Annotated in this window: 12 protein-coding genes and 1 pseudogene; 10 read left to right on the forward strand and 3 right to left on the reverse strand. The window is 70.5% G+C overall.

The window, feature by feature from the left end; translation table 11 throughout:
* Nucleotides 1-97 precede the first annotated feature (97 nt).
* On the reverse strand, nucleotides 98-547 hold the full coding sequence (locus ACIQTP_RS46050) for a metallopeptidase family protein (protein ID WP_403412015.1): 450 nt from the start codon (nucleotides 545-547) through the stop codon (nucleotides 98-100).
* 352 nt (nucleotides 548-899) lie between these two features.
* Here ACIQTP_RS46050 and ACIQTP_RS46055 point away from each other — a divergent pair, with 352 nt between their 5' ends.
* From ACIQTP_RS46055 to ACIQTP_RS46095, 9 genes and pseudogenes are all read left to right on the forward strand, one after another.
* Complete coding sequence (locus ACIQTP_RS46055) at nucleotides 900-1,274, forward strand: DUF3499 domain-containing protein (protein ID WP_211118721.1); 375 nt, start codon at nucleotides 900-902, stop codon at nucleotides 1,272-1,274.
* 61 nt (nucleotides 1,275-1,335) lie between these two features.
* A pseudogene (locus ACIQTP_RS46060) lies at nucleotides 1,336-2,427 on the forward strand (L-lactate permease); the annotation flags it as partial.
* 174 nt (nucleotides 2,428-2,601) lie between these two features.
* Complete coding sequence (locus tag ACIQTP_RS46065) at nucleotides 2,602-3,963, forward strand: phosphomannomutase/phosphoglucomutase (protein ID WP_403411997.1); 1,362 nt, start codon at nucleotides 2,602-2,604, stop codon at nucleotides 3,961-3,963.
* Nucleotides 3,964-4,248: 285 nt separating this feature from the next.
* Nucleotides 4,249-4,419 carry a Trm112 family protein gene (locus ACIQTP_RS46070; protein WP_075027380.1) on the forward strand — a complete coding sequence of 57 codons (171 nt, stop codon included), beginning with the start codon at nucleotides 4,249-4,251 and terminating at the stop codon, nucleotides 4,417-4,419.
* Nucleotides 4,420-4,499: 80 nt separating this feature from the next.
* Entirely contained in the window at nucleotides 4,500-5,627 is a 1,128-nt protein-coding gene (locus ACIQTP_RS46075) for an SIS domain-containing protein (RefSeq protein WP_402042757.1), read from the forward strand.
* Nucleotides 5,628-5,711: 84 nt separating this feature from the next.
* Nucleotides 5,712-6,863 carry a mannose-6-phosphate isomerase, class I gene (gene manA / locus ACIQTP_RS46080; protein ID WP_403412001.1) on the forward strand — a complete coding sequence of 384 codons (1,152 nt, stop codon included), beginning with the start codon at nucleotides 5,712-5,714 and terminating at the stop codon, nucleotides 6,861-6,863.
* Between the two features lie 141 nt (nucleotides 6,864-7,004).
* A complete protein-coding gene (locus tag ACIQTP_RS46085) occupies nucleotides 7,005-7,985 on the forward strand; it encodes a cation diffusion facilitator family transporter (protein WP_403412004.1) in 981 nt (326 codons plus the stop codon).
* A gap of 306 nt (nucleotides 7,986-8,291) precedes the next feature.
* Complete coding sequence (gene ahcY, locus ACIQTP_RS46090) at nucleotides 8,292-9,749, forward strand: adenosylhomocysteinase (protein ID WP_351433148.1); 1,458 nt, start codon at nucleotides 8,292-8,294, stop codon at nucleotides 9,747-9,749.
* Between the two features lie 99 nt (nucleotides 9,750-9,848).
* Entirely contained in the window at nucleotides 9,849-10,463 is a 615-nt protein-coding gene (locus ACIQTP_RS46095; RefSeq protein ID WP_403412007.1) for a hypothetical protein, read from the forward strand.
* A gap of 28 nt (nucleotides 10,464-10,491) precedes the next feature.
* Here ACIQTP_RS46095 and ACIQTP_RS46100 read toward each other — a convergent pair whose 3' ends face one another.
* Nucleotides 10,492-11,511 (reverse strand): RDD family protein, encoded by a 1,020-nt coding sequence (locus tag ACIQTP_RS46100; RefSeq protein WP_403412010.1) that lies wholly within the window; start codon nucleotides 11,509-11,511, stop codon nucleotides 10,492-10,494.
* 119 nt (nucleotides 11,512-11,630) lie between these two features.
* Between ACIQTP_RS46100 and ACIQTP_RS46105 the strand changes: the two genes are divergently transcribed.
* Nucleotides 11,631-12,638 carry a stage II sporulation protein M gene (locus ACIQTP_RS46105; protein WP_402042772.1) on the forward strand — a complete coding sequence of 336 codons (1,008 nt, stop codon included), beginning with the start codon at nucleotides 11,631-11,633 and terminating at the stop codon, nucleotides 12,636-12,638.
* Between the two features lie 205 nt (nucleotides 12,639-12,843).
* On the opposite strand, the gene ACIQTP_RS46110 is transcribed toward ACIQTP_RS46105, so the two are convergent.
* Nucleotides 12,844-13,078 (reverse strand): hypothetical protein (locus tag ACIQTP_RS46110; RefSeq protein WP_403412013.1); only part of this gene is annotated, 235 nt, incomplete at its 5' end.

Below are 13,078 nucleotides of genomic sequence, written 5' to 3' on the forward strand. Positions count from 1 at the left end.
ACGGGGTGGAGAAGCGATCCCGTACGGGTGATCCACCGGGTCCTCAAGGGGACCCGGTGGTGCTCCGACCGTGCTCCCGGTCGTGCTCGGGCGGGTCTCAGTCCTCGCCGTAGCGCGGGTCCACCGTCTCCGGTGTCAGTCCCAGCAGCTCCGCGACCTGCTCCACGACGACCTCGTGCACCAGCGCCGCGCGCTCGTCGCGGCCCTTGGTGCGGATCTCGACCGGGCGACGGTAGACGACCACGCGCGCGGGATGGTCCTCGTAGGCCGGGATCGTGCCCCCCAGGGGCACCGCCTCATCGCTCCAGCCCTCGCCGGAGCCTTCGAGACGGGGCACTTCGAGGACCATGAAGTCGATGTCGGCGAGTTGGGGCCAGCGCCGCTCCAGCCGCTCCACGGAGTCCTGCACCAGGTCCGCGAAGACCTCGGCGCGGCTCGCGGCGAGCGGCACCTGGGGCGGCGCGACGGGACCACGCATGCCCCTTCCGTGGCGATCACGACGGCGGGGCCCGGGTGCGGCGGCGGTGGGCGGTACGGGGGTGTCCATCACTGACGAAGAGTAGTCCCCACGAGGTCCGCGCGCCCGGTCCCCACGCGGCTGCCCGCGGCCCGGGGCAGGAAGCCCGGCGCACGTTCCGGATGTCGCAGGATGACCATTCCAGCCAAGCTTGGGCTCGATTCCGTATCCCTCCAGGACCGTCGCTCACATGTCAATTGACGTGGTTTGCACCAAGTGGTGACCGGATTCAGGTCTGTTCGGCATCTCGCCACGGGATGTCGCCCCAGGTCAGGACGGGCGGTCCGAAGGCTTGTGTGGGCGGACTCACAGCACGACACGGTGGGGTGACCTGGGGGAGAGTCGTCGCGGCCCGCTCAAGAGTGCGGTACCGTCCAACGTCGTGAGCCCTGTACGTCGCTGTTCGCGAACCGCTTGCGGCCGTCCCGCCGTCGCGACGCTGACGTACGTCTACGCCGACTCGACCGCGGTCCTCGGCCCGCTCGCCACCTACGCCGAACCCCACTGCTACGACCTGTGCGCCGAGCACTCCGAGCGCCTCACCGCGCCGCGCGGCTGGGAGGTCGTCCGGCTCGCCGACGCCTCCGCTCCCTCCCGCCCCAGCGGTGACGATCTGGAAGCGCTCGCCAACGCGGTGCGCGAGGCGGCCAGGCCGCAGCAGCGCACCGCCGAGGCCGGTGGCGGCGCCCGCTCGGCGGACCCGATGGAGGTCGCGCGCCGCGGCCATCTGCGGGTGCTGCGCTCGCCGGACAACTGAGCGTCCACCCCCTCCGTATCCAGGCGCGAGAAAACGCTTTCCGCATCGCGGAATCCCCCACGTGGCGCAATCCGGGCGGGCGCCCGCGTACGTCCGGAAACCGGAGCCCGCGGCCGACTCGCTCGGCCACTCCGCCCTCGTGGCGACCCCGCCCCTCGTGGCGACCCCGCCCCTCGTGATCGTCCTCGTCCTGCTTGACGGCGTCCGCATGAACTCGACGGCGTCCGCATGAAGGCGCACCGGGCCGGGCTCATCGGCCTTCTGGCCGCCTCACCGGTCGCCTGCTCGCCTACGGCATGCCGGTCGGCCAGACACTCTCCAGCGTCGCCCAGGGCGCCGTTTTCGGCCTCTTCCCCATCCTGTGGATCGTCGTCAACGCCCTGTGGGTGTACCGGATGACCGTCCGCACCCGGCAACTTCGACGTCCCGCGCCGCTCGTTCGGGTGGCCGTCCGACGACCGGCGCATCCAGGCATTCGTCGTCGCCTTCCGCTTCGGCGCGCTCCTGGAAGCCCTCGCGGGCTCCGGCGCGCCCCTCGCCAACACCGCGCCGGTCGCCTTCGGCGCGATGGGCACACCAGTCGTCACGTTCGCTCAAGTCACCGGCCTGCCACTGGATTCCGTCGCCTCCGCAGTGGGCCGTCAGAGCCCGCTGCCGGCCCTCGTCGTGCCCCTTGTGCTCGTCGGACCGGTCGACGGCCGACGCGGACCGCGCGAGAGCTGGGTCCCTGCCCCGGTGTGCGGAGTCGCCTTCGCCGCCGCCCAGTTCGCCGCCTCGAACTACGTCTCCGCACAACTCGCCGACTTCGGCGTGTCCTTGGCGGGCTCCGCCGCCCCGGTCGCCGTACCGCCCGCACGCAGGCCCGCCGCCGAGCCCGTACCAACTCCCCGACCGGCGTCATCTTCTCGATCGCGCAGATCCCGGCGGTCAAGGACCGGCCGGCGCACGCGCCCCCGGACAGGCGGCCACGATCGGTCACTTCGTGGCGGCGGCCGGAGCGGCGCTCGCCTTCCTGTCACCCGTTCTGGGCTGGTTCGGCGCGGCGGTGTCCGGCTCCGACACCTCGGCGAACGCCCTATTCGGTGCCCTCCAGGCGAGCGCGGCCCACGAGTCGGGGCTGTCTCCCGAACTGCTCGCCGCCGCCGACAGTTCGCCGGTCCTCGACTGGACGCTGCCCCGACGGCCGGATTCGACCCCGTGCGTTACCCCCAGGTGACGGTTGGGGCTCCCAGATGACGGGTGAGCGTCCGATCGGCCCCTTCACGGCAGGCTGTCAGCCGGTACGGGTAGTTTGGGGCGACCGAAGTGGACTTCTGGAAGGTTGGCCGTGACTGCTGATCTGTCGCAGCTCGTGAAGGCGTACGACGTACGCGGGGTGGTCCCGGACCAGTGGGACGAGTCGATGGCCGAGCTGTTCGGGGCGGCCTTCGTCCAGGTGACCGGAGCGGACGCCATCGTGATCGGGCACGACATGCGGCCCTCGTCGCCCGGCCTGTCGCGCGCCTTCGCGCGCGGAGCCGCGGCACGCGGTGTCGACGTGACCGAAATCGGCCTGTGCTCCACCGATCAGCTGTACTACGCGTCCGGTGCGTTCAACCTGCCGGGCGCCATGTTCACGGCCTCGCACAACCCCGCCCAGTACAACGGCATCAAGATGTGCCGCGCGGGCGCCGCCCCGGTCGGCCAGGACACCGGCCTGGCCGAGATCCGCGAACTCGTCGAGTCCTGGCTCGACTCGGGCCTCCCGGCCTCCGACGCGACACCGGGAACGATCACGCAGCGTGACACGTTGGAGGACTACTCGGCGTACCTCCGCTCGCTCGTCGACCTGACCGACATCCGCCCCCTGAAGGTCGTGGTCGACGCGGGCAACGGCATGGGCGGGCACACGGTGCCGACCGTCTTCGAGGGCCTCCCCCTCGACCTCGTGCCCATGTACTTCGAACTGGACGGCACGTTCCCGAACCACGAGGCGAACCCGCTGGACCCGGCGAACATCGTGGACCTCCAGCGGCGCGTGCGCGAGGAGAGCGCCGACATCGGCATCGCCTTCGACGGTGACGCGGACCGCTGCTTCGTCGTCGACGAGAACGGCGACCCGGTCTCCCCGTCCGCGATCACCGCCCTGGTCGCCGCCCGCGAACTCGGCAAGCACGGCGGCGGCACGGTCATCCACAACCTCATCACGTCCTGGTCGGTGCCCGAGGTCGTCCGCGAGCACGGCGGCACCCCGGTGCGCACCCGCGTCGGCCACTCCTTCATCAAGGCCGAGATGGCCCGCACCGGCGCGATCTTCGGCGGCGAGCACTCGGCGCACTACTACTTCCGCGACTTCTGGAACGCGGACACGGGCATGCTGGCCGCCCTCCACGTCCTCGCCGCCCTCGGCGGCCAGGACGGCCCGCTCTCCGAGCTCGTCGCCGAGTACGACCGCTATGTCGGCTCCGGCGAGATCAACTCCACGGTCGACGACCAGGCGGCCCGCCTCGCCGCGATCAAGGCCGCGTACGAGGGCCGCGAAGGTGTGACCATCGACGAGCTCGACGGTCTGACCGTCACCGCGGACGACTCGTGGTTCAACGTCCGCCCCTCCAACACGGAGCCCCTCCTCCGCCTGAACGCCGAGGCGAAGGACGAGCCGACGATGGCGAAGGTCCGGGACGAGATCCTGGAAATCATCAGGGGCTGACCCCCCTCTCGGGGCTCCGTTTCCGCCCGAGGGCTGTTCGGCCGCCGTGCCGTCCGTCCCGGCCCGCACTTCCAGCCTGTCCGGCGTTTGAGGACGAGCCCTTCGGGCGACGCGGGGGTCCAGGGGGCGCGGCGCCCCCTGGCGGGGGTGAGGGAGCGGAGCTCCTGAGAACGGGACGGGTAGGGGCGGCGGGGGCGAAATCACCACGTGCACACACCCCGGCACCCCACCCCCCACAGCGGTACGCTGACCAGGCCGCATCCACCCTGTTCGAAAGGACATCCCATGCCGCTCGAAGCCGGCCTCCTGGAGATCCTCGCCTGCCCGGCCTGCCACGCCCCGCTCAAGGAGCAGGAGAGCGAGCTGCTCTGCACGGGCCAGGACTGCGGTCTCGCCTACCCGGTCCGGGACGGCATCCCCGTACTGCTCGTCGACGAGGCCCGCCGCCCCGGGTAAACACCCCCACCGGCGACACCCACCCCCAGGCGAATCAGGCGACAGAGGCAACACACCGGCGATCGGGAGGCTGCCCACCCATGCTCGACGAATCGCTGCTCGACGACCCAGAGGCGCTCGCCCGCGCCGACCGTCGCGAGCTGCTCCGGGGCGCCGCGGAGGCCGGCGCCCGTGTGCGTACCGCGGTCCGGCACGCCACGGAAGCCGGAATCGCGGAACTGAAGCCGGACGGCCGCCCACGCGCCGTCCTGATCGCCGGCCCCGGCCTGGCCGCCATCGGCGTCGCCGAACTGCTCGGCACCCTCGCCGGAGCCAGCTGCCCCACCACCCGGCTCACCCCCACCGGCGTCGCCCCCGCGTCCGGCGCCCTGCGCTGGGAACTGCCCGGCTGGGCGGGCCCGGTGGACCTCCTGCTGATCGCCACCCCCGACGGCAGCGAACCAGGCCTCGAACTCCTGGTCGAGCAGGCCTACCGACGCGGCTGCTCCGTCGTGGCGGTGGCCCCCGCCGGCACCCCGATCGTGGAGGCGGTGCAGGGCACGCACGGCCTGTTCGTACCGATGGCGACCGCCCCGTACGAGCCGACCGAACCCCTCGCCGCCTCCGCCCCCGGCGTCCTGTGGGCCCTGCTCACCCCGTTGCTCGTGCTGCTGGACCGCACCGGCCTGGTCTCCGCCCCGCCCGACGCGCTGGAGAAGGTCGCCGACCGCCTCGACCGCGTCGCCGAACGCTGCGGTCCGGCCATCGCGCCCTACAGCAACCCGGCCAAGACGCTCGCCGCCGAGCTCGCCGAAGCACTCCCGGTGATCTGGACGGAAGGCACCTCCGCGGGCCCCGCGGGCCGCCGCTTCACCGCCGCGCTCGCGGAACTGGCCGGCCGCCCCGCCCTCACCGCGGAACTCCCCGAGGCACTCGCCGCCCACAGCGTGCTGCTCGCGGGTGCACTCGCCGCCGGCGCCGACCCCGACGACTTCTTCCGCGACCGCGTGGAAGAGGCCCAGGCCCTGCACGCGCGCGTGGTGCTCCTGCGTGACCGGCCGGCCGGTGGCCTCACCGCCGCCCCGGCCGCCCGCGAGCTCGCCCTCAGCCACGACACCGCGATCAGCGAGCTCGAACCCGAGGAGGGCGGCGAACTGGAGACCCTCGCGGAACTGATCGCCGTCACGGATTTCGCCGCCGTTTACCTGGCGCTCGCTTCAGGGGCCTGATCTTGTAGCCAGGCATCCCGGGTCGGCCTCGGCCGACCCGGGACTCTTGACCGGCGCAGCGCACGTATGGAGAGAACGACACACATGGACCGCCTCGACAACACCGTCCGCCCCTACGCCTGGGGCTCGACCACCGCCATCCCGCGGCTGCTCGGCGTCGAGCCGACCGGTGAACCGCAGGCGGAGATGTGGATGGGTGCCCACCCGGGCGCTCCCTCCCGTACGGCGCGCGGTCCCCTCGACGAGGTCATCGGCGAGGATCCCGAGAAGGAACTCGGCCGCGCGGCCGTCGCCAAGTTCGGCCCCCGCCTGCCGTTCCTGCTCAAGATCCTCGCCGCGGGCGCGCCCCTCTCCCTCCAGGTGCACCCCAACCTCGAACAGGCGAAGGAGGGGTACGAGGACGAGGAGCGCCGCGGCATCCCGATATCCGCCTCGCACCGCAACTACAAGGACGCCAACCACAAGCCCGAACTGATCTGCGCCCTCACCGAGTTCGACGGCCTGTGCGGCTTCCGCAGCCCCGACGAGGCCGCCGAACTGCTCGCGGGCCTGAACGTCGACTCCCTCAAGCCGTACGTCGACCTCCTGCACGCCCACCCGGAGGACGCGGCGCTGCGCGAGGTCCTGACGGCGGTGCTGAGCGCGGACCCCGACGACATGGCCCACACGGTCACCGAGGCCGCGGCCGCCTGCGCCCGTCTCGGCGGCGCCTACGCCCCCTACGCCGACATCGCCCACCACTACCCGGGCGACCCCGGCGTGATCGCCGCGATGCTCCTCAACTACGTCCAACTCCAGCCCGGCGAGGCCCTGTTCCTCGGCGCCGGCGTCCCGCACGCCTATCTGAACGGCCTCGGCGTCGAAATCATGGCCAACAGCGACAACGTCCTGCGCTGCGGCCTGACCCCCAAGCACGTCGACGTCCCCGAACTCCTGCGCATCGTCCGCTTCGAGGCGAGCGACCCCGGCATCCTGCGCCCGGAGGCGTCCCCCGACGGTGAGGAGGTCTACGCGACCCCCATCGACGAGTTCCGCCTCTCCCGGTACGCCCTCGCGGAGGGCGCCGCCCCGCACGACCTCACGCGCGACACCCCGCAGATCCTGCTCTGCGCGGCGGGTTCCGTACGCGCCGACGGCAACACGCTCGCCCCCGGCGAGTCGGTCTTCGTACCGGCGGGAGAAAAGGCGGAGGTGTCCGGGTCCGGCACGATCTTCCGTGCGACAGTGGTGGCCTGACGAAGCGACTGTGGTGGCCAGACGTACCGCCGTCGGACCGGGCTGCAACAATGGCCCACCGCAAAGGGCGGGCAAAGCCCGGACCGGCGTACGAGCGTACGAACGGGGCCCGGACGGCGTACGAAGGGACAGCAGGAGCACATGAGCGCTTCAGGCGGCACCAAAGCGATCGTGGCGGCACTCGGCGCCAATCTCGCGATCGCGGCATCGAAGTTCGTGGCGTTCGCCTTCAGCGGTTCGTCCTCGATGCTCGCCGAGGGCGTCCACTCGCTCGCCGACTCCGGCAACCAGGCCCTGCTCCTCATCGGCGGCAAGAAGGCCCAGCGCGAGGCGACCCCCCAGCACCCCTTCGGCTACGGCCGCGAACGCTACATCTACGCCTTCCTCGTCTCGATCGTCCTCTTCTCGGTCGGCGGCATGTTCGCCGTCTACGAGGGCTACGAGAAGATCAAGCACCCGCACCAGATCGAGCACTGGTACTGGCCGGTCGGCGTCCTGGTGTTCGCGATCATCGCCGAGGGCTTCTCCTTCCGTACGGCCATCAAGGAGTCCAACGAACTGCGGGGCACGCACTCCTGGTCGCAGTTCATCCGCCGCGCCAAGGCCCCCGAGCTGCCGGTCGTCCTCCTGGAGGACTTCGGCGCGCTCATCGGTCTGGTCCTCGCCCTCGGCGGCGTCGGCCTCGCCCTGCTCACGGACGACGGCGTCTGGGACGGCATCGGCACGCTCTGCATCGGCATCCTGCTCATCCTGATCGCGCTGGTCCTCGCCGCCGAGACCAAGTCCCTCCTGCTGGGCGAGGCCGCGGGCGTCGAAGAGGTCAAGAAGATCGAGGCCTCGATCGTCGACGGCCACACCGTCACCGGCATCATCCACATGCGCACGCTCCACCTCGGCCCGGAGGAGCTCCTGGTCGCCGCGAAGATCGCCGTCCAGCACGACGACACGGCCGCCGAGGTCGCCACCGCGATCAACGCCGCCGAGTCCCGCATCCGCGCCGCCGTCCCGATCGCCCGCGTGATCTACCTGGAACCGGACATCTACAGCGAGGCGAAGGCCGCAAAGGGACCGAACCCCGAAGCGACCCCCGGCGGCCCCGCCCAGGCATCTTCCGACCACTGACCCGCCCGAGGACGAGCCCCATACCTTGTCCGGAACGCCCGTTGGCCGGAGCCGGGCTGGGGCGGCCCGGGGCGACCGGTGTAGCTTGGTGGCTGAGCCAGACGTCGCTGCTGATGGCGGTCGGGCGGTCCCACCGCGGACCGGCCGAGGGAGAGAGGGCCTCCGACGGACTGCGCTGTGCGCACCAGGCACGCCTGTGCCCTGCTGCGGGGCACGTCCGTGTCCTGCTCGGGCATGCGTATGTCCGCGCCGCGCAGACAGCCGTATCCACCTCGCCCCAATCCAGACCCCGAGGAGCAGCTCGCAATGACGACTGTCGACAACCGACAGGACTTCAAGGTCGCCGACCTCTCCCTGGCCGAGTTCGGCCGCAAGGAGATCACCCTCGCCGAGCACGAGATGCCCGGCCTGATGTCGATCCGCAAGGAGTACGCCGCCACGCAGCCCCTCGCGGGCGCCCGTGTCACCGGCTCCCTGCACATGACGGTGCAGACCGCCGTCCTCATCGAGACGCTCGTCGCCCTCGGCGCCGAGGTCCGCTGGGCCTCCTGCAACATCTTCTCCACCCAGGACCACGCAGCCGCCGCCATCGCGGTCGGCCCGAACGGCACTCCCGACAACCCGCAGGGCGTCCCGGTCTTCGCCTGGAAGGGCGAGACCCTGGAGGAGTACTGGTGGTGCACGGAGCAGGCCCTGACCTGGCCGAACACCCCCAGCGGCGGCCCGAACATGATCCTGGACGACGGCGGTGACGCCACCCTCCTCGTCCACAAGGGCGTCGAGTACGAGAAGGACGGCAAGGTCCCGTCCGTCGACACCGCCGAGTCCGAGGAGCACCGCTTCGTCCTCGAACTCCTGCACCGCACCATCACCGACGGCTCGCAGAAGTGGACCCAGCTCGCCTCGGAGATCCGCGGCGTGACCGAGGAGACCACGACCGGTGTCCACCGTCTCTACGAGATGCACCGCGACGGCACCCTCCTGTTCCCGGCGATCAACGTGAACGACGCCGTCACCAAGTCGAAGTTCGACAACAAGTACGGCTGCCGCCACTCCCTGATCGACGGCATCAACCGCGCCACCGACGTCCTCATCGGTGGCAAGACCGCAGTCGTCCTCGGCTACGGCGACGTGGGCAAGGGCTGCGCGGAGTCCCTGCGCGGTCAGGGCGCCCGGGTGATCATCACCGAGATCGACCCGATCTGCGCCCTGCAGGCGGCGATGGACGGCTACCAGGTCACGACCCTCGACGAGGTCGTCGACAAGGGCGACATCTTCGTCACCACGACCGGCAACAAGGACATCATCATGGCCTCGGACATGGCCAAGATGAAGCACCAGGCGATCGTGGGCAACATCGGCCACTTCGACAACGAGATCGACATGGCCGGCCTCGCGAAGATCCCGGGCATCGTCAAGGACGAGGTCAAGCCGCAGGTCCACACCTGGAAGTTCCCCGACGGCAAGGTGATCATCGTGCTGTCGGAGGGTCGCCTGCTGAACCTGGGCAACGCCACCGGCCACCCCTCGTTCGTGATGTCCAACTCGTTCGCGGACCAGACCCTGGCCCAGATCGAGCTGTTCACCAAGCCCGACGAGTACCCGACCGACGTCTACGTGCTGCCCAAGCACCTCGACGAGAAGGTCGCCCGCCTCCACCTCGACGCCCTCGGCGTCAAGCTCACCACGCTCCGTCCGGAGCAGGCCGCGTACATCGGCGTAGAGGTCGAGGGCCCGTACAAGTCGGACCACTACCGCTACTGAGCACCCCGCCGAGCGGCGGCACCACCGCTCGGCGTACGGATGTCAGCAGGCCCCTGCCCCCGTGGCGGGGGCCTGTCCCCGATGAGGACCTGAACGCCCATGCCCCGCGGTCGTTATTCGCTCCATGATCCGCACGATCACACCCCCCTCGCCGAAGAGCACTTCCACTGCGCGCCCGGCCCCTCCGGCTGGCGCTATGTCTCCCAACTGACCACCCCTTCCGGCGACCATGCCGGCTCCGTGGATCTCGCCCTCGACGAGCTCGGCCGCCCCATCCGTCTCGAACTGCACGCCGCGAGCTGGCAGGTGCGCGGCGCCGCCCTCGACGGCGTGACCTGGGTCCGCACCGACCCCACCGGCACCGAGGCCACCGAAGGCAATGTCCGCGCCCACGCCTTCACCGGTACATCCCCCGCCTTCCTCGTCGCCACCACCCGTCTCCTGCGCCTCACCCCCGCTGCCCCCGCAACCCGCGTACGCCTCGTCGCCTTCACCGACCCGGTCCTCGCCCCGCGCACCGTCGACCAGTCCTGGGCCTTGATCTCGAGAGAAACACACGCCACTGACAACGGCCCCCTGAGCGTGGACGAATACCAGGTCACAGCCCTGGACACGGGGGAGCAGTACGCCGTACACCTCGCGGGAGACGTGGTCCTGGCGGCGCCCGGCATGGAGCTCGAGCACCTCGAATCCCCGCCGTCGGTCTTCGCCTGACGACGCCCGGACACAGTTCGGAGCGGGTTCAGGCGGGCGGCGCGAACCCGGTCGACGGGCGTTCGACCTGCTCGTCCGGCGCTGCCGACGCCGCGGGCAGCGGTGCCTGCGGCGCCGACGACGCCGGGCCCTCCGAGACCGGGGACGCCGAGGGATACGGGTCCCGCGCCGAAGCGGGCGAGGAGGCACCCACCTGCGGATAGGCGGAAGCGCCTGGCTGCCCCATGAACGGGCCGCCGCCCGCGCCGGGCATCCCGGCGACGAACCCGCCCGGGGCCCCGGGTACCGCCGGAGCGCTCCCGCCGCCGAAGGCCCGCCGAGCGTCCCGCGCCTGCCGTTCCTGCACCACGGCCGCCAGATACGCGGCCGCCGGCACCCCCTGAGGCGCCGGAGCCCCCGTACGGGCGGCCAGATCGGCCGCGAGCCGCTCCGCCATCGCCCCGCCGACCTGAGGGTCCAGCTGTCGCATCCGCGTCAGGTACTGACGAATGGCCAGCCACAGCCCATCCGGCACGGCCGACAGATCGAGTCCGGAGAACCGCCCCGCGAGCCAGGGCGGCGGCGGAGGCACGAAGGCCGTGTGTCCGACGGGAATCCGTTCCCGCACGACGAGGGTCCCCGCGAACACGTCACCGAGCCGCCGCCCCCGGGCCGACACGAGCGAGGCGATGCACGCGATGATCCCGAACGTCATCAGAATCTCGACCACACCGATCGCACCACGCACCAACGCGTGCCGGAACCGGATCGGCCCCCCGTCGTCCCGCACCACCCGCAGCCCGAAGGCCAGCTTCCCCAACGAACGGCCGTGACTGAGTGTCTCCACCGCTATCGGACCGCCCACCAGCAGCAGAACGAAGCTCGCGATCGACACCGCGATCCGCGCCGCATCGTCCAAGGCCGCCGTCGCGGCCAGCAGGCCGATGGTGACGATCAGATAGGCGGTCATCGACACGGCCAGATCGAGCAGCACGGCCAGCGCCCGGCTCGGCAGTTTCGCGGGGCGCAGCTCCAGCGCCACCGCCTCGCCCGTCACTAGCTCACTCACACTCGCCGTCCTTCCCCTGACCTGCCCTGAGAACGGTCAGTCTGCCAAGCTGAGGGCACATCGCGCCGCAGTACGACAAGCTGACACGCAGTACGAGAGGACGAGGAGCAGCAGAACCGATGGACCTCGACGTCTTCGTGTCCGCCCACCGCGCCGAGTGGGACCGTCTCGACGCCCTGCTGCGTCGCCAACGCCGGCTCACCGGAGCCGAGGCCGACGAACTCGTCGCCTTGTATCAACGTACGGCCACGCACCTCTCCCTGATCCAGTCCAGCGCGCCGGATCCGCAGCTCACCGGTCGTCTGAGTCAACTGGTGGCACGCGCGCGTGGTGCCGTGACAGGCAACCGCCGCGCCTCCTGGCGCGATGTCACCCGCTTCCTCACGCAGGGATTCCCGGCGGCGGTGTACCGCTCACGCCACTGGTGGGTCCCCACGGCGCTCCTGTCGACCCTGGTCGGCGTCGTCCTGGGGTGGTGGATAGGCACGCACCCCGAGGTCCAGTCCTCGATCGCGGCCCCCAGCGAGCTGCGCCAGCTCACACGTCCCGGCGGTGAGTACGAGACCTACTACTCGAGCCACCCGGCCGCGTCCTTCGCGGCCCAGGTCTGGACGAACAACGCTCAGGCCGCCGCGATGTGCCTGGTCCTGGGCGTCTTCCTGGGGCTACCGGTTCTCTGGATCCTCTTCCAGAACATGCTCAACCTCGGCGTGGGCATAGGCCTGATGTCGTCGGCGGGCCGCCTCGACACGTTCCTCGGCCTGATCCTTCCGCACGGCCTCCTGGAACTGACCGCCGTCTTCGTGGCCGCGGGCACCGGGCTGCGACTGGGATGGACGCTGATAGACCCGGGCCCCCGCTCGCGCCGCACGGCACTCGCCGAAGAGGGGCGCGCCGCTCTCGGCATGGCGATCGGCCTGGCTCTGATCCTCTTCGTCTCGGGCGCCATCGAAGGCTTCGTCACCCCGTCCGGTCTCCCTACCTGGGCCCGTGTCGGCATAGGAATCGCCGCTGAACTGGCCTTCCTCGCGTACGTCTATGTCCTGGGCGGTCGCGCGGTACGGGCCGGCGACACCGGTGACGTCGACGAGTCCGAGCGCAGCGCGACTCTTCCGACGGCCGCCTGATGTGCGTTCACCCCCGTTGACCTGCTAGTCTCCTCTTCGCCCCACAGGAGCCGTTGACACGGAGCCGGTGGGGAGGTAGATTCGAACAGTTGCCTAGAACTGGACAAGTCCAGACGGTGGCAGTTAGGATCTGCCAGCTTCTTGTGAATGAGATTCCCGAGAAGCACCTCCCGATTATTCAGGACTGAGTGGCCGGTAAGGCCGGTCAAAAACTTCTGATAAAGTCGGACTCGCCGAAAGAGAGCCGGAAGGCAATCAAATAGGCACAGGCCCTCCAACGGCCACTGGAAATGAATTCCGACCGGAAACGGAACGGAAAACGGATCTGGTAAGGTTGGAAACACAGAAGGGAAGCGCCCGGAGGAAAGCCCGAGAGGGTGAGTACAAAGGAAGCGTCCGTTCCTTGAGAACTCAACAGCGTGCCAAAAATCAACGCCAGA

The organism is Streptomyces sp. NPDC090798 (assembly GCF_044768965.1).
In the GTDB taxonomy this organism is placed as follows: Bacteria; Actinomycetota; Actinomycetes; order Streptomycetales; family Streptomycetaceae; genus Streptomyces.

Excerpts from the sequence above, each read along its gene's own strand:
- ACIQTP_RS46095 (WP_403412007.1), top strand. The coding sequence starts at position 9,849 with ATGCCCCGCGGTCGTTATTCGCTCCATGATCCGCACGATCACACCCCC.
- ACIQTP_RS46050 (WP_403412015.1), bottom strand. The coding sequence starts at position 547 with ATGGACACCCCCGTACCGCCCACCGCCGCCGCACCCGGGCCCCGCCGT.
- manA (WP_403412001.1), top strand. The coding sequence starts at position 5,712 with ATGGACCGCCTCGACAACACCGTCCGCCCCTACGCCTGGGGCTCGACC.
- ACIQTP_RS46105 (WP_402042772.1), top strand. The coding sequence starts at position 11,631 with ATGGACCTCGACGTCTTCGTGTCCGCCCACCGCGCCGAGTGGGACCGT.
- ACIQTP_RS46070 (WP_075027380.1), top strand. The coding sequence starts at position 4,249 with ATGCCGCTCGAAGCCGGCCTCCTGGAGATCCTCGCCTGCCCGGCCTGC.
- ahcY (WP_351433148.1), top strand. The coding sequence starts at position 8,292 with ATGACGACTGTCGACAACCGACAGGACTTCAAGGTCGCCGACCTCTCC.
- ACIQTP_RS46085 (WP_403412004.1), top strand. The coding sequence starts at position 7,005 with ATGAGCGCTTCAGGCGGCACCAAAGCGATCGTGGCGGCACTCGGCGCC.
- ACIQTP_RS46075 (WP_402042757.1), top strand. The coding sequence starts at position 4,500 with ATGCTCGACGAATCGCTGCTCGACGACCCAGAGGCGCTCGCCCGCGCC.